Consider the following 26,887-nt stretch of genomic DNA (forward strand, 5'->3'; position numbering starts at 1 on the left):
CCACGCGGTCCGTCGCCGACGACAACTGCCAACGGCGCCGCGTCTGAAAACCCTTCCCCAGGCTCTCGAAGAGCAGGGGATGCCCCAACCGCAGCTGGGCACGGCAGGCGCACACCTCAACAGTAGGCGGCAGAAGGCTTCTACGGGCAGCGGTCGTGGACGGTTGCCCGAATGCGACCCGGCCACCCGTATGCATCTGATATGCGCCGAACGGGTGGCCTTCAACCGCTACTCCTCGATCGGAAGCGCGACTTCGGCCGCTGCGTCCGGCCCTTGTTCGAGCAGGACGGCGAAGCCGTCCTCGTTCAGAACCGGAACCTTCAGCTGCATCGCCTTGTCGTACTTCGACCCAGGGTTTTCACCCACGACGACGAAGGACGTCTTCTTCGAGACAGAACCGGTCACTTTCGCTCCCCGGGTCTGCAGGGCCTCCTTCGCGCCGTCCCGCGTGTGATGTTCGAGCGTGCCGGTCACGACGACGGTGAGCCCTTCGAGCGGGCGCGGCCCCTCGTCCTCGCCGGAGCCCTCCTCCTCCATCCGGACCCCGGCTGCACGCCACTTGCGGATGATGTCGCGGTGCCAGTCCTCGGTGAACCACTCCTTGAGCGAGGCGGCGATGATCGGTCCGACGCCTTCGGTGGTGGCGAGTTCCTCCTCGGTGGCCTGGTCGATCCGGTCGACCGAGCGGAACTCGCGCGCCAGCGCCTCGGCCGCGACCGGCCCGACATGACGGATCGACAGACCCGTGAGGACACGGGCGAGCGGGCGGTCCTTGGCGGCCGCGATGTTGTCCAGCATGGCGATCGCGTTCTTCTTGGGCTCGCCCTGCTGGTTGGCGAAGACCGTGGCGATCTTCTCCTCGCCCGTCTTCGGGTCGCGCTTTGGCAGGCCGCTGTCCTGGTCGAGGACGTACGCCTTGATGGGCAGCAACTGCTCGATGGTCAGGTCGAAGAGGTCGCCCTCGTCCACCAGCGGCGGCTCGGACGGCTCCAGCGGCTTGGTGAGGGCCGCCGCGGCGACGTAGCCGAAGTGCTCGATGTCCAGCGCCTTGCGGCCCGCGAGGTAGAAGAGCCGCTCACGCAACTGGGCCGGGCATGTGCGCGCGTTCGGGCAGCGCAGGTCGACGTCGCCCTCCTTCATCGGCCGCAGCGCCGTACCGCACTCGGGGCACTCGGCCGGCATCACGAACTCCCGCTCCGTGCCGTCGCGCAGGTCGACGACCGGGCCGAGGATCTCCGGGATGACGTCACCGGCCTTGCGTAGGACGACCGTGTCCCCGATGAGGACGCCCTTGGCCTTCACCACGTCCTGGTTGTGCAGCGTGGCGAACTCGACCTCGGAGCCCGCGACCGTGACCGGTTCGACCTGGGCGTACGGCGTGATCCGGCCCGTACGCCCCACGCCGACACGGATGTTGATGAGCTTGGTGTTGACTTCCTCGGGCGCGTACTTGTACGCAATCGCCCAGCGCGGCGCGCGCGAGGTGGAGCCGAGCCGCCCCTGCAGGGGGATCTCGTCGAGCTTGACGACGACGCCGTCGATCTCGTGCTCCACGGAGTGGCGGTTCTCCCCGTAGTACGCGATGAACTCCCGTACGCCGTCGAGGTCGTCGACCACTTTGTTGTGCTGGGCGGTGGGCAGCCCCCAGGTCTTCAGCAGGTCGTACGCCTGGGAGAGGCGGTTCAGGCCCTCGAAGCCCTCCAGGGCGCCGATGCCGTGGACGACCATGTGCAAGGGGCGGGTGGCGGTGACGCGTGGGTCCTTCTGGCGCAGCGAACCCGCCGCCGCGTTGCGCGGGTTGGCGAAGGGCTTGTCGCCGGCCTCCACCAAGCGGGCGTTGAGCTCCTCGAACTTCTCCATCGGGAAGTAGACCTCGCCGCGGATCTCCACGAGGTCCGGGACGCTTTCGCCCTTCAGGCGGTCCGGGATCTCCGCGATCGTACGGACGTTGGGAGTGATGTCCTCGCCCGTGCGGCCGTCGCCTCGGGTCGCCGCGCGCGTGAGACGGCCGTGCTCATAGGTGAGGTTGACCGCGAGGCCGTCGACCTTCAGCTCGCACAGGAAGTGATAGTCGGAGGTGCCCACGTCCTTGGCGACGCGCTCGGCCCAGGCGGCGAGCTCCAGGTCCGAGAAGGCGTTGTCGAGGGAGAGCATGCGCTGGCGGTGCTCGACCGCCGTGAACTCCGTCTCGTACGCCCCTGCGACCTTCTGGGTCGGCGAGTCGGGTGTACGCAGCTCGGCGTACTCCTCCTCCAGTGCCTCCAGGGAACGCAGCAGCTTGTCGAACTCCGCGTCACTGATGACGGGAGCGTCCTTCACGTAGTACCGGAAGCGGTGCTCCTCGATCTGCTCAGCGAGCTGCGCGTGCTTCTCCCGTGCCTCGGCGGGCACCGTCGTCTCCGCTTGCTTGTCGCCGGCCACCGTGTTGTCCTCCCGTTACTCAGGGTTGTCCGCGAGGGATCTCGCCGCCCGGACGCACTGGGCGAGCGCCTTGCGCGCATAGTCGGGGGAAGCCCCCGCGAGCCCGCATGACGGAGTGACCGTGACCGCCTTCGCGAGAAGACCCGGTTGCAGCCCCAGCCTGCGCCACAGCGTCCTGACACCCATGACGCTACCGGCAGGGTCTGACAACGGGCCGTCCACGCCGGGGACGACACCGGTGAAGAGTCGCGTACCGCCTTCCACGGCTTCCCCGATCACGTCGTCGTCACGCTCGGTGAGGAGGGAGAAGTCGAAGGAGATCGCCGTCGCGCCCGCACGGCGCAGGAGCGCGAACGGGACGTCCGGTGCGCATGAGTGGACCACGTTCTGGCCGCCTTCGTGAACCCCGATGACGTTCCGGAGCGTGGCCTCGACGACCTGCCGGTCCACGGCGCGGTGGGTCCGGTAGCCGCTGGCGGTCCTGACCTGCCCGCGCAGCACGGCGATGAGCGACGGCTCGTCGAGCTGGAGGACGACCTGAGCGCCCGGAACGCGCCGCCGGACCTCGTCGAGGTGGAGGCGCAGCCCCTCGGCGAGCGACCCCGCGAGGTCCCGGCACGCGCCCGTGTCGGAGAGGACCGCCTCGCCGTTCTTCAGCTCCAGCGCGGCGGCGAGGGTCCAGGGGCCGACGGCCTGCACCTTCAGCGGACCCTCGTACCCCTGGGTGAACTCCTCGAGGGCGTCGAGGTCCTCCCGCAGCCACGACCTGGCCCTCTTGGTGTCCCGCCCTGGCCGGTCCCCGATCCGCCAGCCGCTGGGCTCCACGCGCGCGTACAGCTCGACCAGCATCCCGGCGGTCCGCCCGATCATGTCGGCGCCGGGCCCTCGCGCGGGCAGTTCCGCGAGGAACGGGAAGTCCTCCAAGGATCCGGTCACCGTCTTGGCGGCCTCCCGGGCATCGCCGCCCGGCATGGATCCGACCCCGGTCGCGGGACCGAACCTGAACTCGCTGTTTTCGCTCACCCCGGAAGCCTACGGAACCCTCTGGGGGTGCGTCCGACTCAGGGGCGCCCTCCGGCACGGGCTGGTTGTCCCTCGGCCCGGCTTCGAGAGATCAGCGGCCCGGGCGCACCGTCAGGTCGTTGACCTCCGCGTCCCGGGGCAGGTCGAGGGCCATCAGGATCGTGGTCGCCACCGACTCGGGGTCGATCCACTTCGACGCGTCGTAGTCCTTGCCCTCCTGCTGGTGGACCTTGGCCTGCATGGGGCTCGCGGTGCGGCCCGGGTAGACGGAGGTCACCCGCACCCCGTTGGCGTGTTCCTCGTGGCGCAGGGAGTCCGCCAGGGCCTTCAGGCCGTGCTTGGAGGCGGCGTACGCGGACCAGTCGGCGTGCGCGCTGAGGCCCGCGCCGGAGTTCACGAACACCACATGGCCCTGGGCGACGCGGAGTTGGGGCAGGAAGTGGCGGGTCAGCTCGGCGGGGGCGATCAGGTTGACGTTGAGCTGGTGGCGCCAGGACTTGGGGGTCAGCTCGCCGACCGGGCCCAGGTCGACGACGCCCGCGATGTGCAGGAGCGAGTCGACACGGTCGGGCAGGGTCTGGTGCGAGAACGCCCAGGAGAGCTTGTCCGGGTCCGCCAGGTCGCCGACCAGGGTCTTCGCGCCGGGGAACGCGGCCGCCAGCTCCTTGGCGCGGCCGGCGTCGCGCGCGTGCAGCACGAGTTCGTCCCCGCGCGCGTGAAGGCGGCGGGCGACGGCCGCGCCGATGCCGGAACCCGCCCCGGTGATCACATGTGTAGCCATGCACGCCATGCTCGCATCACTGGGCGCCCTGGCCCGCGGCCGGAGCCGCTGATGTCACCGCCTCGAGGTAGGCCAGCGCACCCGCCGGCTCCTCCGCGAAGAACACCAGGTCGCTGAGGGGACGCGGCAGGAAGCCCTCGTCCTCCATGCGCCGGAACTGCTGCTTCAGGCCGTCGTAGAAACCCGCGGTGTTGAGGAGCACCACCGGCTTGTCCGTCTTCCCGTGCTTCTTCAGCTCCAGGATCTCGGTCGCCTCGTCGAGCGTCCCGGTCCCGCCGACCATGATCACGACGGCGTCGGCCTTCTCCAGGAGCAGCCTCTTGCGCTCGGCGAGGTCACGGGCGATCACCATCTCGTCGGCACCCGGCCGCGCCTTGGCGGCGAGGAAGTCCACGGAGACGCCCAGCAGCCGCCCTCCCGCCTCCTGGACCCCGTCGGCGACCACCTTCATCAGACCGACGTCCGAACCGCCCCACACGAGCGTGTGGCCGCCCTTGCCAAGCAGCTTCGCGAAGTCCCGGGCGGGGTGCGTGTAGAGGTCGTCGAGGTCGGCGGCGGAGAGGAAGACGCAGATATTCATGCGGGCACCGTACGCGGGAAGAACCCGGGCTTCGCGAGTGCTTTTCGGGTATGGCTGAAGGACACACGATCACCATCGAGCAGGGCACCCAGCATGTGCGGGTCACCCACGGCGGCCAGGTGTTGGCGGAGAGCGACCGACCCCTCGTCATGCGCGAGACGGGCTGTCCGGATCGCTACTACCTGCCGGCGGAGGACGTACGGCTCGACCTGCTGACCCCCTCCGAGACGCACACCTACTGCCCCTTCAAGGGAACCGCGGCCTACTGGTCACTCCCGGACGCGCCCGACCTGGTCTGGGCGTACCCCGACCCCAAGCCCGACGTCTCCGCGCTCAAGGACCACCTCTGCTTCTACGACGTGGAGGTGGTGTGACCCGATGAGTTCCGTGCCCGCGCCGGCACGGACGGTTGACGCGGACGGTGAAACCGACGCCGTCGCGCGCGGCGTGGCGTATGCCGTCGCGCGCGTGGTCTAAACGGACGCCGTCGCGCGCGTGGTCGTCGCGATCGTCGCCGAGCCGACCACGCGCGTGCCGTCGTACAGGACGATCGCCTGGCCGGGGGCGACCCCGCGGACCGGCTCGGTGAAGGCGACGTCGAGCGATCCGTCGACGAGTTCGGCGGTGACCGTCGTCTCGCCGCCGTGGGCGCGGAGTTGGGCGGTGTACGTGCCCGGCCCTGTCGGGGCGGCGCCGCACCAGCGGGGCTTGATCGCGGTCAGGGCGGAGACGTCGAGGGAGGCGGCCGGGCCGACCGTCACCGTGTTGTCGACCGGCGAGATGTCCAGGACGTAGCGCGGCTTGCCGTCGGCGGCCGGGGTGCCGATCCGCAGCCCCTTGCGCTGGCCGATCGTGAAGCCGTAGGCGCCCTCGTGGGTGCCCACCTTCGCGCCGACCTCGTCGACGATGTCGCCCTCGGACTTGCCGAGGCGGTTCGCCAGGAAGCCCTGGGTGTCACCGTCGGCGATGAAGCAGATGTCGTGCGAGTCCGGCTTCCTGGCGACGGCGAGGCCCCGGCGCTCGGCTTCGGCGCGGATCTCGTCCTTCGTGGTGACCGTGTCGCCGAGCGGGAACATCGCGTGGGCGAGCTGGCGGTCGTCGAGCACCCCGAGGACGTACGACTGGTCCTTGGCCATGTCGGAGGCTCGGTGCAGCTCGCGCGTACCGTCCTCGTTCACGATCACCTTGGCGTAGTGGCCCGTGCAGACCGCGTCGAAGCCGAGCGCGAGCGCCTTGTCGAGCAGGGCGGCGAACTTGATCTTCTCGTTGCAGCGCAGGCACGGGTTCGGGGTGCGTCCCGCCTCGTACTCGGCGATGAAGTCCTCGACCACGTCCTCGCGGAAGCGCTCGGCGAGGTCCCACACGTAGAAGGGGATGCCGATGACGTCGGCCGCGCGGCGGGCGTCGCGCGAGTCCTCGATGGTGCAACAGCCGCGCGCGCCGGTCCGGAACGATTGAGGGTTGGCGGAGAGCGCGAGGTGTACGCCCGTCACGTCGTGGCCTGCTTCCGCCGCGCGGGCGGCGGCTACGGCGGAGTCCACTCCGCCCGACATGGCGGCGAGGACGCGGAGGGGGCGCTGCGAGGTCTCAGTCATAACCCCTCCAGAGTACGGGGCCGGGGGAACGGAAGCCCGCGCGTATCCGTTGAAGATCGCATGAAGGACGAAAAGGCGAAGCCGCGCGGCCGTAGGGCCAAGGACGCGGACCGGCGTATGGGGCGTCGGACGCTGCTCATCGGCGGTGCGGCGGCCGCGGTGGGCACCGCCGTGCTGGCACGGGACGAGCTCCGGCGGCTGTGGTGGCGGATGCCGGGGATGGAGAAGCCGCGGGTGGACGGTGCCGTCGACTTCCGGGGTGCCACGTGGGTGGCCGCCTCGGCGGCGAACTGGCGACGCGCGGACCGGCCCGACGACTACGGCATAGACCGGGTGATCATCCATGTCACCCAGGGCAGCTTCGCCAGCGCCGTGAGGGTCTTCCAGGACCCGGGGCACGGCGCGGCCGCTCACTACATCGTCCGCAAGGACGGGCACATCACCCAGATGATCCGCGAGCTGGACGTGGCGTTCCACGCGGGCAACCGCGAGTTCAACGAGCGGAGCGTCGGCATCGAGCACGCTGGATTCGTGGACCGGCCGGAGGACTTCACGGACGCGATGTACGCCGCCTCCGCACGGCTGACGGCCCGGATATGCGAGCGGTACGGCATACCCGTGGACCGCGAGCACATCATCGGGCACGTGGAGATCCCCGGGACCGACCACACCGATCCCGGTCCGCACTGGGACTGGGACCGGTACCTGCGGCTGGTGCGTGAGGCAGCCGAGGCGTCCACGAGCCGCGGCGTAGCCGAGGCGGCCACGAGCACGGCCTAGCCGGGTGCGCATGGGGACCTGAGCCAGGCTCTTCTGCTCAGGTGCCGTCCGCCCCGGTGACGGTGCCACCGCTGTCGGTGCCCGCGTCGGTGCCCCGGTCAGCTCGTTGCCCACCGTTTCCTCGCCGACCACCAGGGTCACTGTGCTGCCGGGCTCCAGCCGGCCGCTGGGCGGGTCCTGGCTGATGACGAGGCCTTGCTGTTCGGCGGACACCTGCTGGGAGGTGGTCTCGGGGACCAGTCCGGCATCGCGGATGGCTTGTTCCGCGTCGGGCAGGGGCTGACCCACCACCGAGGGCACGTCCACCAGGACGGCTCCCGTGGAGGAGTCGGCCGCGATCAACAGGGTCACGGTGGAGCCCCCGGGGGCTGTGCTGCCGCCTTCCGGTTCGGTCCCGGCGGCGGCGCCGGGAGCCACATCGGGGTCGTCGGCCTCCTTGGTCTCCACGGTGAAGCCCGCGTCGGTCAGCGCCTGGGTCGCCGTCTCCTCGGACTGGCCCCTGACCTCGGGCACGGTGGCCGGCTCCGCGCTGCCCGGGTTCTCGGGGTCGGTCGTCTCGGGTGCTTCGGGCAGCTCGATCTCGACCTCGGGGTCGTACACGTCCACGACGACGATGGACGTGCCCGCGTCCTCCGGGTCCGTGCGTCCCCTACGTGAGCCCCGCCGTGCGCGCCCGTTCCACCGCCGGGCCGATCGCCTGGGCCACCGCCTCGACGTCCGCGTCCGTGGAGGTGTGACCGAGCGAGAAGCGGAGGGTGCCGCGGGCGAGGTCGGGGTCGGTGCCGGTCGCGAGGAGGACGTGGCTGGGCTGGGCCACGCCCGCCGTGCACGCGGAGCCCGTGGAGCACTCGATGCCCTGCGCGTCCAGGAGGAGCAGCAGGGAGTCGCCCTCACAGCCCGGGAACATGAAGTGCGCGTTGGCGGGCAGCCGGCCAGCACTCGCCGGGTCGCCGCCGAGGATCGCGTCGGGCACGGCCTTGCGTACGGCCTCGACCAGGTCGTCGCGCAGGGCGCCGATCTCGCGGGCGAACCATTCGCGCCGCTCGGCGGCGAGCCGCCCGGCGACGGCGAAGGAGGCGATCGCGGGCACATCGAGCGTCCCGGAGCGGACATGGCGCTCCTGGCCGCCGCCGTGCAGGACGGGTACGGGGCTGTACTCGCGGCCCAGGAGCAGCGCGCCGATGCCGTACGGGCCGCCGATCTTGTGGCCGGACACCGTCATCGCGGCGAGCCCCGACGTGCCGAAGTCGACCGGGATCTGGCCGAAGGCCTGGACCGCGTCGGCGTGCAGCGGGACGTCGAACTCGGCGGCGGTGTCGACCAGTTCGCGGACCGGCATCACCGTGCCGATCTCGTTGTTGGCCCACATGACCGTGGCGAGGGCGACGTCGTCGGGGTTGCGGGCGATGGCCTCACGCAGGGCGTCCGGGTGGACGCGGCCGCACGAGTCGACGGGCAGGTACTCGACCGTGGCGCCCTCGTGTTCGCCGAGCCAGTGGACGGCGTCGAGGACGGCGTGGTGCTCGACGGGGCTCGCCAGGACGCGGGTGCGGGCCGGGTCGGCGTCTCTGCGGGACCAGTACAGGCCCTTCACCGCGAGGTTGTCGGCCTCGGTGCCGCCGGAGGTGAAGACCACCTCGCTGGGGCGTGCGCCGAGGGCTTCCGCCAGGGTTTCGCGGGCTTCCTCGACCGTCCGCCTGGCGCGGCGGCCGGCGGCGTGCAGGGAGGAGGCGTTGCCCGTGATGCTCAGCTGGGCGGTCAGTGCCTCTACCGCCTCGGGGAGCATGGGGGTGGTCGCGGCGTGGTCGAGGTAAGCCATGGTGGGCCCGATTCTACGGGCCCGCTCTCCACCGGCCTTCGCCCCCTGCTTCGGCGGTCGTTGGCCTGGCCCGTGCCCGGGGTTCGTTTGCGCCTTACCGGCGCTGGGGCCGGACCCCTGTGCGACGCAACCGGCGCTGCAGGCTGTGCCCACCCTCCCCCACTCTCGGCTTCTCCCCCAGTGCCTTAAGGGCCTGGGAGGTACCCCCAGAGCGGGGGGACCCCCATCGCCCTGCGGAACGACTGCCCACAGCGGTATCCCCTAGAAGTCCCAGGACACCGTGCCGTCCCACTGCATGAACGCCAGCAGTACCACGAGGTCCGCGATGCCCAGGCCCAGGCCCAGGAAGGCGCGGCCCCGGCGGGTTGTGCCGCGGAAGAGGGCGGCCGAGGCGAGGGCGATGGCGATGGGGCCCAGGACGAGGTTGAGGACCAGGAGGCCGAGGAGGCCGAGGATGAAGGAAGCGACGGCCATGCCGTCGGCGTCCCGGGAGGCGGCGCGGCGGGCGGGGACAGCGGTGATGTCCATGCTGTGAGTCAGCTCCCGACGGTCAGTTGGTGGAGGTGTGGCGTCGGCGGGCGGTGCGCTCGCGGACCGCGAAGACGGCGAGCCAGATGGCGATGACGGCGGCGGCGGCGAGGGTGACGGGCAGCGGCGCGTGGGCCACGGTGCCCATGACGACACCCAGGAGCAGGAGTGCGGCGACGAGGAACAGCATGAGGTGCCTCTCGAAGAAGTCTCGAAGTCCAGCCCCGGAAGTCCGCTCCTCGACGGTGAGGCCCGACTGTTCCGGTGCTCGACGACTCAGTGAACGATTGTAGTTACAGTTGTTCACTGACTCATCAGTCTAGCGCGCTCCTCCGGCTTTTCCATTACGGAGAACAGTTGTTAACTGCATGGCATGAGTCACACGCTCGGCATCCGGCAGGCACAGAAGCAGAAAACCCGACAGGCGCTCCTCGACGCGGCGTTGGGGCTCCTGGAGGAGCAGAGCCTGAGCAGCCTGGGGCTGCGTGAGGTCACCCGTGCCGTCGGTGTCGCCCCGACCGCCTTCTACCGGCACTTCCGCTCGACGGCGGATCTCGGCGTGGCGCTGGTCGAGGAGGCGCTCGGCAGCCTGCACCCGATGATCGAGGACACGGTGGCCGCGGCCGGGGACGAAGAACGCATCACGCGCGCCGTCGATCTGATTCGCCACCACGTCCAGGCGCACCCGGCGCACGTCCGTTTCGTCGCGCGCGAGCGGCACGGCGGCGTCCAGCCGGTGCGGGAGGCGATCAGCGAACAACTGGCCCGGTTCGCCTCGGAGGTGAAGGTCGCGCTGGCCGAAGGCCCGGAGTCGCGAGGGTGGAGCGACGACGACCTGATGATGCTCGCGAGCCTGTACGTCGACCAGATGCTGGCGGCGGCATCGGCGTTCCTGGAGACGCTGGACGCACCGGAGGAGGAGCGGGCGCGTGTGGCCCGCGTGACCAGCCGGCAGATGCGCCTGATCAGCATCGGCCGCCGCAACTGGATGGGGTGACGCCGCCGTTCACCGTGTGCGGCATCCCCGGGAAGGCCCGCGGTTCAAGGACGCTCCTCGCCGACACCGTCGAAGGCGACGCGAGGGCTGTGGCGTACAACGAAGTCGGAGCGAGGGCGCTGAAGGCCCGGGAGGGCGACGAGCACATGGCGGCGACGCTGCGCGTGCCGTGCGACGGGCGCCCGTGCGAACCGGGCCGGCCGGCCCCCGAAAGGGCCGGCGTCTACGGGCGGTTGGCGGCCCGCCTCGGCAGGCGTCCGCTCAGCTGAGCCGGGCCCGCGCGAGCTGCCGGGACTGGGCGACCAGCCGGTCCGCGCTGTCCCATACCTCGGCGTCCTCCTCCAGGAAGCCGCCGGCGAGGTTGCGGGTGGTGATCGACACGCGCAGCGGGCCGGGCGCCGGACGGCAACGCACATGCACCGTCAGCTCGACAGTCGGCACCCAGCCGGACAGCCCGAGCTCGAAGGCGGTCGGCGGCAGCGCGTCGACCGCGAGGAGCAGAGAGAAGGGGTCGGCGTCGCGGCCGTCGGCGAGCCCGAACCAGGACCGCATCTCGCCCTTCCCGGACGGCGCCCCGAGCGCCCAGCCCAGGGTCGACGGGTCGAGCTTGAGGAACAGCCGGTCGGTGATCGCCGAGCTGCCCTGCACGGGAGCCGGGCCACCCGACGGAAGTCGGATATCAGGTGCAGTCTCGGGGCCGAAGCACTGGTCCATCGGCGGGATCGCGGGCGGTGTCGCGGTCGTACGGACGTCGTCGGGGAGGGCGTCGAGGTCGCCGTACGAGGCGAGCACGCGGATCCGCTCGACCTCGTGGCCCTCGTCGTCGTACTGGAAGAGGGACGCCTGGCCGGTGGAGAGCGTCCGGCCGGAGCGGACGACGTCCGTGCGGACGACCGCCGGGCCCGGCCGGGAGGCGGTCAGGTAGTGCGCGGAGATGCTGAACGGGTCGGAGTGCGGCAGGGCGTCCGCGAGGGCGCGCCCCAGGACGGCCAGCAGATAGCCGCCGTTGACCGCGTTGATGATCGTCCACCCGGCGGAGAGGTCGATGTCGTAGACGCCGGGTTTGCGCAGGGTGACCGCGGTGTCGCGGTCGAACTCGCTGTCGCCGATCGTGGCCCGTGCGGCCTGTACCGAAGCTGCTTCTGGCATGGATGAACGGTACAACAGGAAATTACTAAGCGGTAGCTTTGAGCGTTTCGGCCCCTGTGTCATCTGCGCGAGCGCGCCTGGCGCTACGGGGTCTCCGGCTCCGTCGCCGACGAGCGGCGGTGCCACGCACGCGGCGCTCGCCAGTGGAACCGCATCGCGAGCAGCCGCAGGACGAAGGCGGTGACGGCCGCGAGTCCGCTGGTGAACGGGGACAGCGCGTCGTAGCGGATGCACACCACGACCATGGTGGCGCCGACCATCGCGGGGACCGCGTAAAGGTCCCGGTCCCAGCGCAGCAGCGAGGGCACCTCGTTGGCGAGGACGTCGCGCAGCACACCGCCGCCCACCGCGGTGGCGAGACCGAGGGCGGCCGACTGGGTCAGGCCGAGCCCGTACTCGTACGCCTTCGTCGTGCCCGTGACGGAGAAGAGGCCGAGCCCAGCCGCGTCGAAGACATTGACGCCGCCCTGGATCCGCTCCACCTCCGGGTGGAGGAACAAGACGAGCAGGGCGGCGAGCAGCGGGGTGCTGAAGTAGCCGAGGTCGGTGAACGCGGCCGGGGGCACGGCCCCGATGATGAGGTCCCTGAACAGCCCTCCGCCCAGCGCCGTGACCTCGGCGAGGACGGCGATGCCGAAGACGTCGAAGTTCTTGCGGACGGCCAGCAGCGCGCCGGAGATCGCGAAGACGAAGATCCCGACGAGGTCGAGCACATGCTGGACGGAGGGGGTGAACAGTTCCTGGAGCACCCGAACATTCTCACCCGCCGACGGGCGTGAACCTTACAAAGCAAGGCCCACGCCCGGCTACGGCCTACTTGCCGGTCGACTTCTGCCGATCGGCTTCGGGCTCATCGGCCTCTGCCGCAGTCTCAGCCTCAGCGGAGGCCTCGGGCTTCGCGGCCTCGGCCTCACCGGAGGCCTCGGGCTCGTCGCCCTCGGCGGCGGCCTCAGACTCATCGGCCTCGGCCTCACCAGAGGCTTCGGCGTCCTCGACCTCGGCCTCGACCTCAGCTTCGGGCGCGTCAGCCTCAGCCACAGCGGCAGCTTCGGCCTCGGCTTCCTCGACCTCGGCGGAGCCCTCGGTCTCAGCCGGCGTCTCCTCCGAAGTCACCAACTCCACCGCGGCCTTCGCCACCGACAGCAGCACCGTGTCCTGCGGTGCCTGGTCCTCCGCGTTCTCCGGGTGGTGGCAGGCCACCTGCTGGCCGGGCTTCAGCTCCAGCAGCGGGGGCTCGGCCGTCTTGCAGATCTCCGTCGCCTTCCAGCACCGCGTGTGGAAGCGGCAGCCGCTCGGCGGCGAGATCGGCGAGGGCACGTCGCCGCGGAGCAGGATCCGCTCGCTCTTGGTGCCCCGGCGCTTGGGGTCCGGCACCGGCACGGCCGACATCAGGGCCTTGGTGTACGGGTGCATCGGCGCCTCGTACAGCGAGGTGCGGTCGGCGAGTTCGACGATCTTGCCGAGGTACATCACCGCGATGCGGTCCGAGACATGGCGTACGACGGACAGGTCGTGCGCGATGATCACGTACGTCAGGCCGAGCTCGGACTGGAGGTCGTCCATCAGGTTGACGACCTGCGCCTGGATCGACACGTCGAGCGCGGAGACCGGCTCGTCCGCGACGACCAGCTTCGGCTTCAGGGCGAGCGCGCGGGCGATGCCGATGCGCTGGCGCTGGCCGCCGGAGAACTCGTGCGGGTAGCGGTTGTAGTGCTCGGGGCTCAGGCCCACCAGCTCGAGCAGCCGCTGGACCTCCTTCTTCACCCCGCCCTCGGGCTCAACTCCCTGGAGCCGGAAGGGCGCCGAGACGATCGAGCCGATGGTGTGCCGGGGGTTCAGCGACCCGTACGGGTCCTGGAAGATCATCTGGATGTCGCGGCGCAGCGGACGCAGCTTCCCCGCGCTGAGCGAGGTGATGTCCTTGCCCTCGAACTCGATGGTGCCGCCGGTCGGGTCCTGGAGCCGGGTGATGACGCGGCCCATGGTCGACTTGCCGCAGCCGGACTCGCCCACGACGCCGAGGGTCTCGCCCTTGCGCACCTCGAAGTCGATGCCGTCGACCGCCTTGACCGCGGCGACCTGGCGCTGGAGGACACCCTTCCGGATGGGGAAGTGCTTCTGCAGCCCCTGGACCCTGAGCAGAACCTCGCGGTCGTCCGAGCCCTTCGCCCTGTCCGCGCGGCCCTCGGGGGTCACGTCCGCACGGTCCTCGGCGGCCGCTGCCTGCTGCGGGACCACCGCGTCGGCGGCGTCCGTTTTCTTCGTCTCACTCACAGCTTCGGCGCAATCTCTTCGGTCCAGATCCGCGTACGGTCCTCCTGCGAGAGGTGGCAGGCGGTGTAGTGCCCGCTGCCGACCAGCTGCAGTTCGGGGCGCACGGTACGGGTGACATCGCCCTTGGGCAGGTCCGCGTACGGGCAACGCGGGTGGAAGGCGCAGCCCGAGGGGACGTTGATGAGGCTCGGCGGCTGGCCCTTGACCGGGATGAGCCGGTCGGACGTCTCGCGGTCGATGCGGGGCATCGAGCCGAGCAGCCCCCAGGTGTACGGGTGCTGCGGCTGCTCGAAGATCGTGTCGACGCTGCCGCGCTCCACGCACCGGCCGCCGTACATCACCAGGACTTCGTCGGCGATCTCGGCGACGACGCCCAGGTCGTGGGTGATGAGGATCACGGCGGAGCCGAACTCCTTCTGCAGATCCCGGATGAGGTCGAGGATCTGCGCCTGGACGGTCACGTCGAGGGCGGTCGTCGGCTCGTCCGCGATGAGCAGCTCGGGGTTGTTGACCAGCGCCATCGCGATCATCGCGCGCTGGCGCATACCGCCGGAGAACTCGTGCGGGTAGCTGTCGGCGCGCTTGGCCGGCTCGGGGATGCCGACCCGGTCGAGCATCTCGATGGCCCGCTTGCGCGCGGTCTTCTTGTCGACCTTGTGGTGGACGCGGTACGCCTCGACGATCTGGCTGCCGACCGTGTAGTACGGGTGCATCGCCGAGAGCGGGTCCTGGAAGATCATCGCCATCTCGCGGCCGCGGAGCTTGCGCACCTCGTCCGGTTCGGCGGCGACCAGTTCCTGGCCGTCGAGCCAGATCTCGCCGGACATCTGGACGTTCTTGCCGCGCGCGCCGAGCCGGTGCAGGCCCATGATCGCCAGCGAGGTGACGGACTTACCGGAGCCCGACTCGCCCACGATGCTGAGGGTCTTGCCCTTCTCCAGCGCGAAGCTGAGCCCGTCGACGGACTTGACCAGGCCGTCGTCGGTCGGGAAGTGCACCTTGAGGTCGCGGACTTCGAGGAAGGCACTCGGCGCGTCCGAGGGAGCGTTGACCGGCTCGCCCACCGCGGCGCCGGTCTTTGACAGTTCGGTCACGAGAGCCTCACCCGCGGGTCGGCGGCGGCGTACAGCAGGTCCACCAGAAGATTTGCGATCACGACGAAGAAGGCGGCGAGCAGAGTGACGCCGAGGATCGGGGGAAGGTCGTTGTCCTTGATGCCCTGCACCGCGTACTCGCCGACGCCGTGCAGCGAGAACACCGTCTCGGTGATCAGGGCACCGCCGAGCAGCAGGCCCAGGTCCATGCCGAAGACGGTGATGATCGGAGTGAGGGCGGCCCGCAGCCCGTGCCGGACCACGACCCTGCGCTCGCGCAGGCCCTTGGCGCGGGCCGTGCGGATGAAGTCCTCGTTCATCGTCTCCAGCATGCCCGAGCGGGTGAGCCGCGCGTAGATGGCGGAGTACAGGAGCGCGAGTGAACACCACGCCGGGAAGAGCGTGTTGGCCCATTGCGCCGGATTCTCGGCGAACGGGACATAGGTGCGGCCGAAGATGGGCCACTGGTAGGTGAAGAGCAGGATCGCCAGGTTGCCCGTGAAGAACATGGGCAGCGACACACCGGCGAGCGCGACGCCCATGAAGGTCCGGTCGAAGACCGAGCGCGGCTTGAGCGCGGAGATCACACCGGCCGCCACACCGGACACCAGCCACAGCACGGCGGCACCCGCGGCCAGCGAGATGGTCACCGGAAGGCGCGAGGTGAGCTGCGGCCAGACCTCCACGTGGGTCTTGAAGGAGTAGCCGAAGCACGGCGCGTTGCACTGCACCGTGGTGGGGCCGATGTCATAGGTGGCGCCGGCCACGATCCCCTTGATGAAGTGCCAGTACTGGACATACAGGGGCTGGTCCAGACCGAGGTTGTGCTTGACCGCGGCGATGTCCGCTGCCGACGGGCTCTTTCCGATGTACTGCTGGGCCAGCTGGTCGGCGGTCTGACCGGCCATCCGTGGCAGCAGGAAGAAGATGCCGAAGGTGACCGCGGAGACGACCAGCAGCAGGATCACCGCTGCGACCGTCCGACGGAGGATGTACGAGATCACGGGGATCGGCGCTGGTGCCCGCGGGCCGCGAAGCCCGCGGGCACCAATGCCTTCACCTGCCTTCCGGGGCTGCTACTTCTTCGTGGTGCCGATGTTGAGGTAGTCGTACTGACCGCTGAAGGCCGCCGTCGACACCAGGTTGGTGTAGTTCGTCGGGCGGGCCAGCAGCACCTTGAAGTAGGTCAGCGGGACCAGGACGGCGTCGTCCATGGTCTTCTTGTCGATCTCGGTGTACAGGGCGTTGCGCGCAGTCATGTCCTCGGTGCCGATCGCCTTCTCCAGGAGGGCGTTGACATCCTTGTTGTTGTACTGCGACAGGTTGGTGTTACCGGAGTCACCGATCGCCTTGCCGTGCAGGATCTGCTGCAGGAAGCCGTAGCCGGACGGCCAGTCGGCACCCCACTGCATCATGATCAGGCCGATCTTCTGCTTCTCGGTGAACTTCGGGACACCCGCGTAGTCGGTGAAGTACTTGCCCGACGGGTACTGCTTCAGGCTGGCGTCGATGCCGACCTTCTTCAGCGAGTCGATGATCGCGGTGGCCGCGTCGATCTCCGGCTGGCGGTCGCTGCGCGCCGAGATGTTCGTCTTGATCGACGACGTGCCGCAGGCCTTCAGCTGCTCCTTGGCCTTGGCCGCGTCGCCCTTGTTGCCAGGGGTCGCGTAGACATCCGACTTCTCGTAGCCGGGGATGTCCGGCGGGAGGACGGTGGAGGCGATGTCACCGCGGATCGGGCCGCCCTCGGCGGTCTGCACCGAGGCCTTGTCGATCGCGTACTGCACGGCCTTGCGGCACTCGACCTTGTCGAACGGCTTCACCTTGGTGTTGATCGCCATGTAGACGAGACGCCCACCGAAGGTGTTGTCCGTGTTGGCCTTCTTCGCGGCGGAGCTGAGCAGCTGCGCCTGGGTCGCGGCCTGGACACCCGAACCGCCGAGGTCGATCGAGTCGCCGGCCTGGACGTTCTTGTCGATCGTGGCGGCGTTGACCTTCAGGTTGACGACGATCTTGTCCGGGTACTGCTTGCGCAGCGGGTCGGTCTTCGCGTCCCAGTTCTCGTTGCGGACGAGGACGGCGCCCTTGCCGTCCTCGTAGCTCTGGAACTTGTACGAGCCCGAGGACACGATGTTCTTGACGTAGTCGATGCCCTTGTCCTTGGCCTTGGGCACCGGAGCCGTCTGCGGCGTCGCGACCAGGTAGTCGAACTCCTGGAAGGCGCGGTTCAGGTGGAAGACGACCGTGGTGTCGTCCGGCGTCTCGATGGACGCCAGGCCCTTGTCGCTCTTGTCCTTGTAGGGGCCCTTGTACTTGTCGCCGCCCTCCATGAACTGCTGGAAGTAGTTCGGGCCGAGGGAGAGCACGTCACGCGCGAAGTTGGAGCGCTCGACGGCGTACTTGACGTCCTTGGACGTGATCGCCGTGCCGTCCTGGTACTCCAGGCCCGGACGCAGCTTGTACGTCCAGGTCTTGCCGCCGTCGCTCGGCACACCGGGGCTCGCGGCGAGGTCCGGGACCAGCTCGTTGCCCTTGTCGCCCGCGGCGGGCTTGAAGGTCATCAGCGGGCGGGCGTACAGCCGGCTGAAGTTGTACATGTACCCGTAGTACGTGTTGCCGGGGTCGAAGGAGTCCGGGACGTCGGAGTACTCGAAGGTGACCGTCCCGCCCTTCTTCGTCGAGGCGTTGACGACGTCCTTGGTCGCTGCGTTGGCTCCAGCTGATTGGGTGGTGTCGTCGTTCTTGTTGTCATCGGCCTTGCTGCAGCCTGCGAGAAGCAGACTCGCGGAGCCGATGGCCGCTACAGCGGCCAGCGCTGACCTTCGCATGATGAGCGGGTTCCCCTCCATTGTCGGAAACTTGATGGGCTCTTCGTCGCGCCGTCGTCAGCGGCTGCGCGGATCCAGAGCGTCGCGGAGACCGTCGCCGAGCAAGTTGAACGCCAGCACGGTCACAAAGATGGCGAGACCAGGAACGATCATGAACTGCGGGTCCACCTCGTAGTAGGTGACCGCTTCCCTGAGCATCCCGCCCCACGATGCCTGCGGGGGCTGGATGCCGACCCCGAGGAAGCTCAGGGACGCCTCGAAGAGGATGTTGGTCGGGATGAGCAGCGTCGAGTAGACGATGATCGGGCCGACCAGGTTGGGCAGCAGCTCCCGGAAGAGAATGTACGGGCCCTTGGCGCCCATGCCCCGGGAGGCGTCCACGAATTCCCGCTCGCGCAGGGCGAGCGTCTGGCCTCGGACGATGCGGCCCAGGTACGGCCAGTTGAAGAAGCCGATGACGAAGATGAGCACGCTCAGGTGGAGCGGAAGCCCTTCGAGGCCGAAGGCGCCACCCTGGAGAGTGGCGGAGATGGCGATGGCGAAGAGCAGGAGGGGGAAGGCGAGGAAGGTGTCCATCAGGCGGCTGATGATCGAGTCGACCCGTCCGCCGTAGTAACCCGCGACGACGCCCAGGATCGCGCCGATCGCGTTCGACAGGACGGTGGCCCCGAAGGCGACCACCAGGGACACCCAGGAGCCCTCGAGGATACGGGTGGCGATGTCGCGCCCGAACTTCGGCTCCACACCGAGCGGGTGGTCCGCGCTCATACCGCCCATGCCGCCGGTGGGCAGCGAGGTGTTGGGGTCGATCAGATCCTGGTTGAAGGCGTTCGGGTCGAGCCCGAACAGGGCCTGGATGGGCCGGGAGAGCACGGCCATCAGGATCAGCAGCACGACGATGACACCGCCGGCGACCGCCACCTTGTCACGCTTGAAGCGCGTCCAGGCGATCTGTCCCAGGGAACGGCCCTCGATCTGGCCCTTGTCGACACCGGCAAGCACGGCCTCAGGCTGCGCTTCCGATGTCGCCCCGGTGGTCTCGATCGGTGCGGTCACAGTGACCCGACCCCTTCTCTCGCCGGTGGTGACCGGCCTACGCCCGCCGCTGTCTGCGGCTTGGTTCACTTGCACGCCAGGAAGCCGGCCGCAGATGGTGCGGCCCGATGACCCGGCTGGTCCTTCGACTTGCGCTCGCTCACAGGATCGATGACCCCATGTCTGATGGGCGAGTCTTCAGTGCCGCCACGATCACGTGCCAGGCCTGATGGAGAAAGTATGCGCAACCGTGATGCTTGTAGGGGGATTCCGTTATCCGAACACTGGGTAACGCGAGGCGGACGGGGGCAGTTGGGCCGGAAGGGGCCATGGTGGCCGCTTTCGCCCCCAAGCGGGACATCCGGCCCTTACGTCCGCGGACGCGCAGGTCAGGCGGAAGGCGCGGACAGCATGACACGGCCGCACGACAGGGGTGCACGACAGGGCCGGGCGGGAGGCCGCCTTGAGTGGGCCGTCAGTAGCCGCCGCCGGCCGGCGGATAGCCGTAGCCGCCCGCCAACGGCGCCTGGGCCGGGGCCGCGTGGGCCTCACGGTCGTAGAACGGCCGGGCGTTGGCCCGCAGCCACATCGCCACCGGGTCGTACTCGTCGGACATCGCGACGGTCGATACGGGCAGCCCGTCCGGGACCGCGCCGATGGACTGCTGCATCATCGCGCGCACCGAGTCGACGGCCGGCGGCGAGGTGTCGTACACGTCAAGGCCGATGGCCAGATAGGGCGCCCCGAGCGAGGGCTGCACCCAGGCGCGGCGCAGCGAGCGTACGGCGGGGGTGCGGTGCGCGTTCTGCGTGAGCAGGGCGTAGAACTGCGGGATCGCGATGCCCGGTTCGGAGAGCCGGAGCGGGCCCGCGGGCTGGCGCTCCAGGCCCGTCGCGATGCGGCGCAGATCCAGCCACGGGATGCCGACACCGCCGCCCGGGGCGTGCGGATTGAGCCACAGGCCGAAGTGGTCGGGGTACAGGGTGCGGGCGACGTCGAGGCCGTCGACGACCTCGTACGAGCGGTTCCAGCCGCTGGCCGACAGTTCCTGGGCGGAGGTGACGCAGGGCGCGTAGCCGAAGCCGTCCACCTCCATGTTCCCGTACTGGGCGTCCGGGGCGCCGGCCTGGCCGTGCCAGAGCAGCATCCAGACCTGGCCGGACGACGGGGTCGCGAGCGCGCGCAGGAGCGCCTCATAGGCGTCGTAACGCCCCGGCGTCACCTGGCGGAGCATGTGCTCGACCTGCCCGGCCGCGGCCGTGCCTGCGCTCACTTTTAACCGCCCCTTCGTGAAACCTGGACCCCGGATATGAAACCAGCTTAGGTGGCTCTGCCCACAGCAGCGCCCAAGAGCTCGTGGGCTTACCGCTGTTGCGCGCGTGCGTCGTGTTCGTGGCCGGTCGCGCCCACGCGGCGGAGCCGCACGCTGTCACCACCCCGCGCCCCCCTTCGGGCACGGGCTCAGCAGCCCTGTCGGCCGAGCTCAGTGGCCCTGCTGGTAGAAGGGCCGCACCTTGGCGCGCATCCACTCGCCCACCGGATCCTGGGCCACGTCGAGGAGGACCAGGTTCACGGGGCGGTCGACCGGGACCCGGCCGAGCGCGCGGCCGAGCGCGTCGAGCGGGAGGGTACGGGCATCGCCCTCCCACAGGGAGAGTTCGACGCCGATGAACATGACGGGGTCGCCGCCCTCGATGCTGGCCAGGCAGCGGCGGGCGGTCACCACGACGCCGGTCTCGGCGAACTCGGCCGAGGCCGCGGACAGGAAGTCCACCGGGTCGTCCTGCCAGTCGGGCTCGAACAGCCGCACCCGGCCGCCGCTCGCGGGCCCGTCCAGCGGGGTCCGCCCGGCGCGGCACAGCTCGGCCACGGCGGGCGGCGGCAGCGGGACGCCGACCACGCCGTCCGGGTTGACCGCGATGCCCACCTGCGGAGGCAGACCGCGGGCGAACTCGACGGCGGGCGCGATCGTGTACGACATGTGGCCGCCGACGACCTGGCGGAACTGTTCCTCGGAGCTGAAGACGGGAACGTACGCCTGGCCCTCGATCTCCAGCATGGGCAGGTCGAGCGGGCCGCTCTGCGGACCGCCGCCGTTCGGCAGGGGCACCCAGACGAAGCTGCGGCCGAGGACCTCGACGATGCGGCCACCGGCGGAGGGCACGCCGAGGGACGCGGACAGCACCTCCTCCAGCTCGTTGCCGGGCCATCCGCCGTGCGGATGGGGGTGCGCCTGTGCCGGGAAGTCCATCTCTCTACCGCCTGCTCCGAACCGCTGTTCCGGCTCGCAAGGTTAATGGGCTCACGAGACCGGCGCGGCGGGGCTGAGCTCGCACGACGGCCAAGCCGGTCTCGTACGACCGCTCAGCCGCCGAAGTCGATCCGGCGCAGCACGTCCGCCGCGTCGCGGTCGATGAGGACCGCCGAGCCGCAGCCCTCTGGCAGGTCGCCCCGCTCGACGGAGCGCAGCAGCCGTGCGACCGCGCCGCGGTGGCGCGCGAACGCGTACCGCGAGACGCCCCGGCCGCGCTCGCGCTGGCCCTCCAAGGCGGTGCGGGGCGGGACGTCGAGCAGCAGCAGGTGCAGCGCGCCGCCCCGGCGCCGGGCCTCGCGGGCGAGCCAGCGGCGCACCCAGGCCTGCGTACCGCAGTCGTGCACGACGACTCCGGCGCCGGAGCGCAGCGCGCGGCGCAGCCCCGCGTAGTGCGCGAGACGGACGAGGGGGCGGTAGACCGCGTACGGCAGCCAGTGGACCATCCGGCCGTCCCAGCGGTCGCGGGTGTCCTGCGAGTCGATGCGCGCGCCCGTGACGGCCCGGCGCATCAGCGTCGACTTGCCGCTGCCGGGCAGCCCGGTGACCACGACGAGGTCCGACGCGCCGAAGTGGAGCCCGTGCGGGCTGCGTCCCGCGCGGGCTCGGAGGTCGCGGACGACAGCCGTCGGCAGCGGTCCGCACGCCTCCCGGGCGCGGGCGGCGCCGGGCGGCTTGGGCAGCGCGATGCCCGAGGTCGTCGCGTACGCCGTGGTCCTGTTCACCGTGATCGTCCTCCCCTTGGGTGTGGAGTCCCATCCCCGTTGAGTGTAAAGAGAAGGTAATGACCTTCGCTTCTCGTTTCGGTACGTGGACTGCCACAGGCCGGTTACAGGTCCCCGAGGGTGCCCCTGCCGCGCCGGACGGATGCGTGCAATGATGTGCCCGCCAACTGCATACCGGCCGCTTGAATCCGCGCGGGAGAGTTCCGGGGACGTACGCGTACCCGGGCGCCGAAGGAGCAAGTCCCTCCCTTGAATCTCTCAGGCACCGTTACCGCGCGGGCGAGGCACATCTGAAAAGCGGGCCGCTGACCGGTGGCTCCACCCAAGGTGCAAGTCAGGACCACCGTTTGCCGGGGTCGTGACGAACCTCTCAGGTTCCGATGACAGATGGGGAGGAACGACCTCGCCGTCATGCCTTGGGAGCACCACCGATGAGCAGCAACGCACCCCGTCACACCGCGCTCGATGCCCTGCATCGCTCGCTCGGCGCGACCATGACCGACTTCGCGGGCTGGGACATGCCCCTGCGGTACGGCTCCGAGCGCGACGAGCACCTCGCCGTCCGTACGAAGGCCGGTCTCTTCGACCTCTCGCACATGGGCGAGATCACGGTCACCGGCCATCAGGCGGCCGAGCTCCTGAACTACGCGCTGGTCGGCAACATCGCCTCCGTCGGCGTCGGCCGCGCCCGCTACACCATGATCTGCCGGGCGGACGGCGGCATCCTCGACGACCTGATCGTGTACCGGCTGGCCGAGACCGAGTACATGGTCGTCGCCAACGCGTCCAACGCCCAGGTCGTCCTCGACGCGCTGACCGAGCGCGCGGCCGGTTTCGACGCCGAGGTCCGCGACGACCGTGACGCGTACGCGCTGATCGCGGTGCAGGGCCCCGAGTCCCCCGGCATCCTCAAGTCGCTCACCGACGCCGACCTGGACGGCCTCAAGTACTACGCGGGTCTGCCCGGCACGGTCGCGGGCGTCCCGGCCCTCATCGCCCGCACGGGCTACACCGGCGAGGACGGCTTCGAGCTGTTCGTGTCCCCCTCCGACGCCGAGAAGCTGTGGCAGGCGCTGACCGAGGCGGGCGCCCCGGCCGGGCTCGTCCCCTGCGGTCTGTCCTGCCGCGACACGCTGCGCCTGGAGGCGGGCATGCCGCTGTACGGGCACGAACTCTCGACGTCCCTCACGCCCTTCGACGCGGGGCTCGGGCGGGTCGTGAAGTTCGAGAAGGAGGGCGATTTCGTGGGGCGCGAGGCCCTGCGGGAGGCCGCTTCCCGCGCTCAGGAGAACCCTCCGCGCGTCCTCGTCGGCCTGGTCGCCGAGGGCCGTCGCGTCCCGCGCGCCGGGTACGCCGTCGTCGCCGGCGGCACGGTGATCGGCGAGGTCACCTCCGGCGCGCCCTCCCCGACGCTGGGCAAGCCGATCGCGATGGCGTACGTCGACGCCGCGCACGCCGCGCCGGGCACGGCCGGGGTCGGTGTGGACATCCGGGGCAGCCACGAGCCGTACGAGGTCGTGGCGCTGCCCTTCTACAAGCGCCAGAAGTAGACACCTCCGGCAAGCGCCCGAAGCAGACACGTCCGCCGGTGCACGAGGCGGGCACGTCCACAAGCATCGGAAGCAGACACGGCTCACGCCGTACAGGCGAGTCGACGTGACGTAGATCGCCGCGCCGGGTCTCGTATCCCAAGACCGCCCGTTCATCACCACTCCACCGCGTACAGGAGAATTCAGGCCATGAGCAACCCCCAGCAGCTGCGCTACAGCAAGGAGCACGAGTGGCTGTCGGTCGCCGAGGACGGCGTCTCGACGGTCGGCATCACCGAGTTCGCGGCCAACGCGCTCGGCGATGTCGTCTACGCCCAGCTTCCGGAGGTCGGTGACACGGTGACCGCGGGCGAGTCCTGCGGTGAGCTGGAGTCGACCAAGTCGGTGAGCGACCTGTACGCCCCGGTCACGGGCGAGGTGACCGAGATCAACGAGGACGTGGTCAACGACCCGTCGCTGGTGAACTCCGCCCCGTTCGAGGGTGGCTGGCTGTTCAAGGTACGCGTCACGGACGAGCCGGAGGACCTGCTCTCCGCCGACGAGTACACCGCCTTTTCCGCCGGCTGAGGAGTCGTAGAACATGTCGCTTCTGAATACGCCCCTGCATGACCTCGACCCGGACGTGGCCGCCGCGGTCGACGCCGAGCTGCACCGCCAGCAGTCCACCCTCGAGATGATCGCCTCGGAGAACTTCGCTCCGGTCGCGGTCATGGAGGCCCAGGGCTCGGTCCTGACCAACAAGTACGCCGAGGGCTACCCGGGCCGCCGCTACTACGGCGGCTGCGAGCACGTCGACGTGGTCGAGCAGATGGCCATCGACCGCGTCAAGGCGCTCTTCGGCGCCGAGCACGCCAACGTGCAGCCGCACTCGGGCGCCCAGGCCAACGCGGCCGCGATGTTCGCGCTGCTCAAGCCGGGCGACACGATCATGGGTCTGAACCTCGCGCACGGCGGGCACCTGACCCACGGCATGAAGATCAACTTCTCCGGCAAGCTCTACAACGTGGTGGCCTACCACGTGAACGACTCCGGCGTCGTCGACATGGACGAGGTCGAGCGCCTCGCCAAGGAGTCCAAGCCGAAGCTGATCGTCGCCGGCTGGTCGGCGTACCCGCGCCGGCTGGACTTCGCGGCGTTCCGTCGCATCGCGGACGAGGTCGGCGCGTACCTGATGGTCGACATGGCGCACTTCGCCGGCCTGGTGGCGGCGGGCCTGCACCCGAACCCGGTGCCGCACGCCCACGTCGTCACGACCACCACCCACAAGACGCTCGGTGGCCCGCGCGGTGGCGTGATCCTTTCGACGGCCGAGCTGGCGAAGAAGATCAACTCCGCCGTCTTCCCGGGTCAGCAGGGCGGTCCGCTGGAGCATGTGATCGCCGCCAAGGCCGTCTCCTTCAAGGTCGCCGCCTCGGACGACTTCAAGGAGCGCCAGCAGCGCACGCTGGACGGCGCGCGGATCCTGGCCGAGCGCCTGGTGAAGGCCGACGTCGCCGAGCACGGCGTGTCGGTCCTGTCCGGCGGCACGGACGTGCACCTGGTCCTGGTCGACCTGCGCAACTCCGAGCTGGACGGGCAGCAGGCCGAGGACCGCCTCCACGAGGTCGGCATCACGGTCAACCGCAACGCCATCCCGAACGACCCGCGCCCGCCGATGGTCACCTCCGGCCTGCGCATCGGCACGCCCGCCCTCGCCACCCGCGGCTTCACGGCCGAGGACTTCACCGAGGTCGCGGACATCATCGCCGAAGCGCTGAAGCCGTCCTACGACGCGGAAGCCCTGAAGGCCCGGGTGTCCGCCCTGGCGGACAAGCACCCGCTGTACCCCGGCCTGAAGTAGTTCATACATTCCGTACGTATACGAGCATTCCGTACGTACATTCGTACGAAATGTACGAATGTACGGGGCGCCGCGCCCGGATCGCCACGCACACTGGATCCGTGCGCGGCGCCCGCCCCCTGCACCACCCCCCGCGCCACCCCCGCTGTGAGGAGTCCCGTGGCCATCTCGGTCTTCGACCTGTTCTCGGTCGGCATAGGCCCGTCGAGCTCCCACACGGTGGGGCCGATGCGCGCTGCGCGGATGTTCGCCCGCCGTCTGCGCAATGAGGACCTGCTGCCGTCGGTGGCCTCCGTCCGCGCCGAGCTGTACGGCTCCCTGGGCGCGACGGGCCACGGCCACGGCACCCCGAAGGCGGTGCTGCTCGGCCTGGAGGGCGCCTCACCGCGGACGGTCGACGTGGAGGGAGCCGACGACCGCGTCGAGCGGATCAAGTCGTCGGGCCGCCTCAGCCTGCTCGGCGAGCACGAGATCGCGTTCTCCTTCTCCGACGACCTGATCCTGCACCGCCGCAAGGCCCTGCCGTACCACGCGAACGGCATGACGGTCTTCGCGTACGACGCCGCGGGCGAGCTGGTCCTGGAGAAGACGTACTACTCCGTGGGCGGCGGCTTCGTGGTCGACGAGGACGCGGTCGGCGAGGACCGCATCAAGCTGGACGACACGGTCCTGAAGTACCCCTTCCGCACGGGCGACGAGCTGCTGCGGCTGACCCGCGAGACGGGCCTGTCGATCTCCGCCCTAATGCTGGAGAACGAGCGGGCCTGGCGCACCGAGGACGAGATCAGGTCGGGTCTGCTGGACATCTGGCGCGTGATGCAGTCCTGCGTCGCGCGCGGCATGTCCCGCGAGGGCATCCTGCCGGGCGGCCTGAAGGTCCGGCGCAGGGCCGCCGTCTCGGCCCGCCAACTCCGGGCGGAGGGCGACCCGTTGGCCCACGCCATGGAGTGGATCACGCTCTACGCGATGGCGGTGAACGAGGAGAACGCGGCGGGCGGCCGGGTCGTGACGGCCCCGACGAACGGTGCTGCCGGCATCATCCCCGCGGTCCTGCACTACTACATCAACTTCGTGCCGGGCGCCGACGAGGACGGGGTGGTCCGCTTCCTGCTGGCGGCGGGCGCGATCGGCATGCTCTTCAAGGAGAACGCGTCCATCTCGGGCGCCGAGGTCGGCTGCCAGGGCGAGGTCGGTTCGGCCTGCTCGATGGCGGCGGGCGCGCTCGCCGAAGTCCTGGGCGGCAGCCCCGAACAGGTCGAGAACGCCGCCGAGATCGGCATGGAACACAACCTCGGCCTGACCTGCGACCCGGTCGGCGGCCTCGTCCAGATCCCCTGCATCGAGCGCAACGGCATGGCCGCGGTGAAGGCCGTCACGGCCGCCAGGATGGCCATGCGCGGCGACGGCTCCCACAAGGTGTCCCTGGACAAGGTCATCAAGACCATGAAGGACACGGGCGCGGACATGAGCGTCAAGTACAAGGAGACGGCGCGGGGCGGGCTGGCGGTGAACATCATCGAGTGCTGAGGAGATGGGCCCTGACCTGCGTGTTCGAGT

At 70.0% G+C, this 26,887-nt stretch carries 26 protein-coding genes, 1 pseudogene and 2 riboswitches; of the genes and pseudogenes, 8 read left to right on the top strand and 19 right to left on the bottom strand.

All coding sequences use genetic code 11. From position 1 onward, the window contains the following. Positions 1-228: 228 nt before the first annotated feature. The 4 genes from ligA to C4B68_RS11770 form a co-directional block, all read right to left on the bottom strand. Positions 229-2,421 (bottom strand): NAD-dependent DNA ligase LigA, encoded by a 2,193-nt coding sequence (gene ligA, locus C4B68_RS11755; protein ID WP_099504734.1) that lies wholly within the window; start codon positions 2,419-2,421, stop codon positions 229-231. Between the two features lie 15 nt (positions 2,422-2,436). Beyond that, a complete protein-coding gene (locus tag C4B68_RS11760) occupies positions 2,437-3,444 on the bottom strand; it encodes a methionine synthase (RefSeq protein WP_099504735.1) in 1,008 nt (335 codons plus the stop codon). Positions 3,445-3,535: 91 nt separating this feature from the next. Further along, entirely contained in the window at positions 3,536-4,234 is a 699-nt protein-coding gene (locus C4B68_RS11765; protein ID WP_099504736.1) for an SDR family oxidoreductase, read from the bottom strand. Between the two features lie 7 nt (positions 4,235-4,241). Next, positions 4,242-4,805: an LOG family protein gene (locus C4B68_RS11770; protein ID WP_099504737.1), complete on the bottom strand. Its 564-nt coding sequence runs from the start codon at positions 4,803-4,805 to the stop codon at positions 4,242-4,244. A 50-nt stretch (positions 4,806-4,855) separates the two neighbouring features. On the opposite strand from C4B68_RS11770, the gene C4B68_RS11775 reads away from it, so the two are divergent. Next, positions 4,856-5,179 (top strand): DUF427 domain-containing protein, encoded by a 324-nt coding sequence (locus C4B68_RS11775; RefSeq protein WP_099504738.1) that lies wholly within the window; start codon positions 4,856-4,858, stop codon positions 5,177-5,179. A gap of 99 nt (positions 5,180-5,278) precedes the next feature. Here C4B68_RS11775 and mnmA read toward each other — a convergent pair whose 3' ends face one another. Then, positions 5,279-6,400: a tRNA 2-thiouridine(34) synthase MnmA gene (mnmA, locus tag C4B68_RS11780; protein ID WP_099504794.1), complete on the bottom strand. Its 1,122-nt coding sequence runs from the start codon at positions 6,398-6,400 to the stop codon at positions 5,279-5,281. A gap of 60 nt (positions 6,401-6,460) precedes the next feature. Between mnmA and C4B68_RS11785 the strand changes: the two genes are divergently transcribed. Continuing rightward, complete coding sequence (locus C4B68_RS11785) at positions 6,461-7,180, top strand: N-acetylmuramoyl-L-alanine amidase (RefSeq protein WP_099504795.1); 720 nt, start codon at positions 6,461-6,463, stop codon at positions 7,178-7,180. Between the two features lie 135 nt (positions 7,181-7,315). On the opposite strand, the pseudogene C4B68_RS44700 reads toward C4B68_RS11785, so the two are convergent. The 4 genes and pseudogenes from C4B68_RS44700 to C4B68_RS41840 all read right to left on the bottom strand — a co-directional run. Beyond that, positions 7,316-7,786, bottom strand: a pseudogene (locus C4B68_RS44700) (PASTA domain-containing protein); the annotation flags it as partial. A 43-nt stretch (positions 7,787-7,829) separates the two neighbouring features. Further along, positions 7,830-8,999, bottom strand: a complete 1,170-nt coding sequence (locus C4B68_RS11795) for a cysteine desulfurase family protein (protein WP_099504739.1) — start codon at positions 8,997-8,999, stop codon at positions 7,830-7,832. 261 nt (positions 9,000-9,260) lie between these two features. Beyond that, a complete protein-coding gene (locus C4B68_RS11800) occupies positions 9,261-9,527 on the bottom strand; it encodes a DUF4190 domain-containing protein (protein ID WP_099504740.1) in 267 nt (88 codons plus the stop codon). A 22-nt stretch (positions 9,528-9,549) separates the two neighbouring features. Beyond that, a complete protein-coding gene (locus C4B68_RS41840) occupies positions 9,550-9,717 on the bottom strand; it encodes a hypothetical protein (RefSeq protein ID WP_099504741.1) in 168 nt (55 codons plus the stop codon). A gap of 183 nt (positions 9,718-9,900) precedes the next feature. On the opposite strand from C4B68_RS41840, the gene C4B68_RS11805 reads away from it, so the two are divergent. Both C4B68_RS11805 and C4B68_RS11810 read left to right on the top strand, forming a co-directional pair. Beyond that, positions 9,901-10,524: a TetR family transcriptional regulator gene (locus tag C4B68_RS11805; RefSeq protein WP_099504742.1), complete on the top strand. Its 624-nt coding sequence runs from the start codon at positions 9,901-9,903 to the stop codon at positions 10,522-10,524. Then, a complete protein-coding gene (locus C4B68_RS11810; RefSeq protein WP_099504743.1) occupies positions 10,521-10,793 on the top strand; it encodes a hypothetical protein in 273 nt (90 codons plus the stop codon). The genes C4B68_RS11805 and C4B68_RS11810 overlap by 4 nt, the downstream gene beginning before the upstream one ends. On the opposite strand, the gene C4B68_RS11815 is transcribed toward C4B68_RS11810, so the two are convergent. From C4B68_RS11815 to C4B68_RS11860, 10 genes are all read right to left on the bottom strand, one after another. Next, positions 10,786-11,673, bottom strand: coding sequence for a thioesterase family protein (locus tag C4B68_RS11815; RefSeq protein ID WP_099504744.1), 888 nt, complete (start codon positions 11,671-11,673; stop codon positions 10,786-10,788). The genes C4B68_RS11810 and C4B68_RS11815 overlap by 8 nt on opposite strands. Before the next feature lie 83 nt (positions 11,674-11,756). Then, positions 11,757-12,422 (bottom strand): trimeric intracellular cation channel family protein, encoded by a 666-nt coding sequence (locus C4B68_RS11820; RefSeq protein WP_099504745.1) that lies wholly within the window; start codon positions 12,420-12,422, stop codon positions 11,757-11,759. Positions 12,423-12,486: 64 nt separating this feature from the next. Next, entirely contained in the window at positions 12,487-13,947 is a 1,461-nt protein-coding gene (locus tag C4B68_RS11825; protein ID WP_099504746.1) for an ABC transporter ATP-binding protein, read from the bottom strand. After that, on the bottom strand, positions 13,944-15,041 hold the full coding sequence (locus tag C4B68_RS11830; protein WP_099504747.1) for an ABC transporter ATP-binding protein: 1,098 nt from the start codon (positions 15,039-15,041) through the stop codon (positions 13,944-13,946). Before C4B68_RS11830 ends, C4B68_RS11825 begins: the two co-directional genes overlap by 4 nt. After that, positions 15,038-16,045, bottom strand: a complete 1,008-nt coding sequence (locus C4B68_RS11835; protein WP_099504748.1) for an ABC transporter permease — start codon at positions 16,043-16,045, stop codon at positions 15,038-15,040. The genes C4B68_RS11830 and C4B68_RS11835 overlap by 4 nt, the downstream gene beginning before the upstream one ends. Before the next feature lie 72 nt (positions 16,046-16,117). Beyond that, positions 16,118-17,869, bottom strand: a complete 1,752-nt coding sequence (locus C4B68_RS11840) for an ABC transporter substrate-binding protein (RefSeq protein WP_240634306.1) — start codon at positions 17,867-17,869, stop codon at positions 16,118-16,120. 57 nt (positions 17,870-17,926) lie between these two features. Beyond that, positions 17,927-18,925 (bottom strand): ABC transporter permease, encoded by a 999-nt coding sequence (locus C4B68_RS11845; RefSeq protein WP_099504750.1) that lies wholly within the window; start codon positions 18,923-18,925, stop codon positions 17,927-17,929. A gap of 454 nt (positions 18,926-19,379) precedes the next feature. Continuing rightward, the gene (locus C4B68_RS11850) at positions 19,380-20,138 is read right to left on the bottom strand and encodes an enhanced serine sensitivity protein SseB C-terminal domain-containing protein (RefSeq protein ID WP_099504796.1); all 759 of its coding nucleotides are present in this window, start codon (positions 20,136-20,138) and stop codon (positions 19,380-19,382) included. A gap of 249 nt (positions 20,139-20,387) precedes the next feature. Then, on the bottom strand, positions 20,388-21,155 hold the full coding sequence (locus C4B68_RS11855; protein WP_099504751.1) for an enhanced serine sensitivity protein SseB: 768 nt from the start codon (positions 21,153-21,155) through the stop codon (positions 20,388-20,390). A 113-nt stretch (positions 21,156-21,268) separates the two neighbouring features. Further along, entirely contained in the window at positions 21,269-21,946 is a 678-nt protein-coding gene (locus tag C4B68_RS11860) for an AAA family ATPase (protein WP_099504797.1), read from the bottom strand. 177 nt (positions 21,947-22,123) lie between these two features. Then, positions 22,124-22,224: riboswitch (glycine riboswitch) on the top strand. Continuing rightward, positions 22,225-22,337: riboswitch (glycine riboswitch) on the top strand. A 34-nt stretch (positions 22,338-22,371) separates the two neighbouring features. Here C4B68_RS11860 and gcvT point away from each other — a divergent pair. The 4 genes from gcvT to C4B68_RS11880 all read left to right on the top strand — a co-directional run bounded on the left by gcvT (position 22,372) and on the right by C4B68_RS11880 (position 26,857). Next, positions 22,372-23,490 (top strand): glycine cleavage system aminomethyltransferase GcvT, encoded by a 1,119-nt coding sequence (gene gcvT / locus C4B68_RS11865; RefSeq protein WP_099504752.1) that lies wholly within the window; start codon positions 22,372-22,374, stop codon positions 23,488-23,490. A 189-nt stretch (positions 23,491-23,679) separates the two neighbouring features. After that, positions 23,680-24,057, top strand: coding sequence for a glycine cleavage system protein GcvH (gcvH, locus tag C4B68_RS11870; RefSeq protein WP_099504753.1), 378 nt, complete (start codon positions 23,680-23,682; stop codon positions 24,055-24,057). 13 nt (positions 24,058-24,070) lie between these two features. Beyond that, the gene (gene glyA / locus C4B68_RS11875) at positions 24,071-25,330 is read left to right on the top strand and encodes a serine hydroxymethyltransferase (protein ID WP_099504754.1); all 1,260 of its coding nucleotides are present in this window, start codon (positions 24,071-24,073) and stop codon (positions 25,328-25,330) included. Between the two features lie 159 nt (positions 25,331-25,489). Beyond that, positions 25,490-26,857: an L-serine ammonia-lyase gene (locus C4B68_RS11880; protein ID WP_099504755.1), complete on the top strand. Its 1,368-nt coding sequence runs from the start codon at positions 25,490-25,492 to the stop codon at positions 26,855-26,857. Positions 26,858-26,887 lie beyond the last annotated feature (30 nt).

Source organism: Streptomyces dengpaensis, assembly GCF_002946835.1.
Taxonomy (GTDB): domain Bacteria; phylum Actinomycetota; class Actinomycetes; order Streptomycetales; family Streptomycetaceae; genus Streptomyces; species Streptomyces dengpaensis.

Coding starts and splice junctions, on each gene's coding strand:
- C4B68_RS11815 (WP_099504744.1), bottom strand. CDS start 11,673: ATGCCAGAAGCAGCTTCGGTACAGGCCGCACGGGCCACGATCGGCGAC.
- C4B68_RS11850 (WP_099504796.1), bottom strand. CDS start 20,138: ATGCTCCGCCAGGTGACGCCGGGGCGTTACGACGCCTATGAGGCGCTC.
- C4B68_RS11855 (WP_099504751.1), bottom strand. CDS start 21,155: ATGGACTTCCCGGCACAGGCGCACCCCCATCCGCACGGCGGATGGCCC.
- mnmA (WP_099504794.1), bottom strand. CDS start 6,400: ATGACTGAGACCTCGCAGCGCCCCCTCCGCGTCCTCGCCGCCATGTCG.
- C4B68_RS11765 (WP_099504736.1), bottom strand. CDS start 4,234: ATGGCGTGCATGGCTACACATGTGATCACCGGGGCGGGTTCCGGCATC.
- C4B68_RS11800 (WP_099504740.1), bottom strand. CDS start 9,527: ATGGACATCACCGCTGTCCCCGCCCGCCGCGCCGCCTCCCGGGACGCC.
- C4B68_RS11840 (WP_240634306.1), bottom strand. CDS start 17,869: ATGCGAAGGTCAGCGCTGGCCGCTGTAGCGGCCATCGGCTCCGCGAGT.
- C4B68_RS11805 (WP_099504742.1), top strand. CDS start 9,901: ATGAGTCACACGCTCGGCATCCGGCAGGCACAGAAGCAGAAAACCCGA.
- C4B68_RS41840 (WP_099504741.1), bottom strand. CDS start 9,717: ATGCTGTTCCTCGTCGCCGCACTCCTGCTCCTGGGTGTCGTCATGGGC.
- gcvH (WP_099504753.1), top strand. CDS start 23,680: ATGAGCAACCCCCAGCAGCTGCGCTACAGCAAGGAGCACGAGTGGCTG.
- C4B68_RS11795 (WP_099504739.1), bottom strand. CDS start 8,999: ATGGCTTACCTCGACCACGCCGCGACCACCCCCATGCTCCCCGAGGCG.
- C4B68_RS11785 (WP_099504795.1), top strand. CDS start 6,461: ATGAAGGACGAAAAGGCGAAGCCGCGCGGCCGTAGGGCCAAGGACGCG.
- C4B68_RS11775 (WP_099504738.1), top strand. CDS start 4,856: ATGGCTGAAGGACACACGATCACCATCGAGCAGGGCACCCAGCATGTG.
- gcvT (WP_099504752.1), top strand. CDS start 22,372: ATGAGCAGCAACGCACCCCGTCACACCGCGCTCGATGCCCTGCATCGC.
- glyA (WP_099504754.1), top strand. CDS start 24,071: ATGTCGCTTCTGAATACGCCCCTGCATGACCTCGACCCGGACGTGGCC.
- C4B68_RS11770 (WP_099504737.1), bottom strand. CDS start 4,805: ATGAATATCTGCGTCTTCCTCTCCGCCGCCGACCTCGACGACCTCTAC.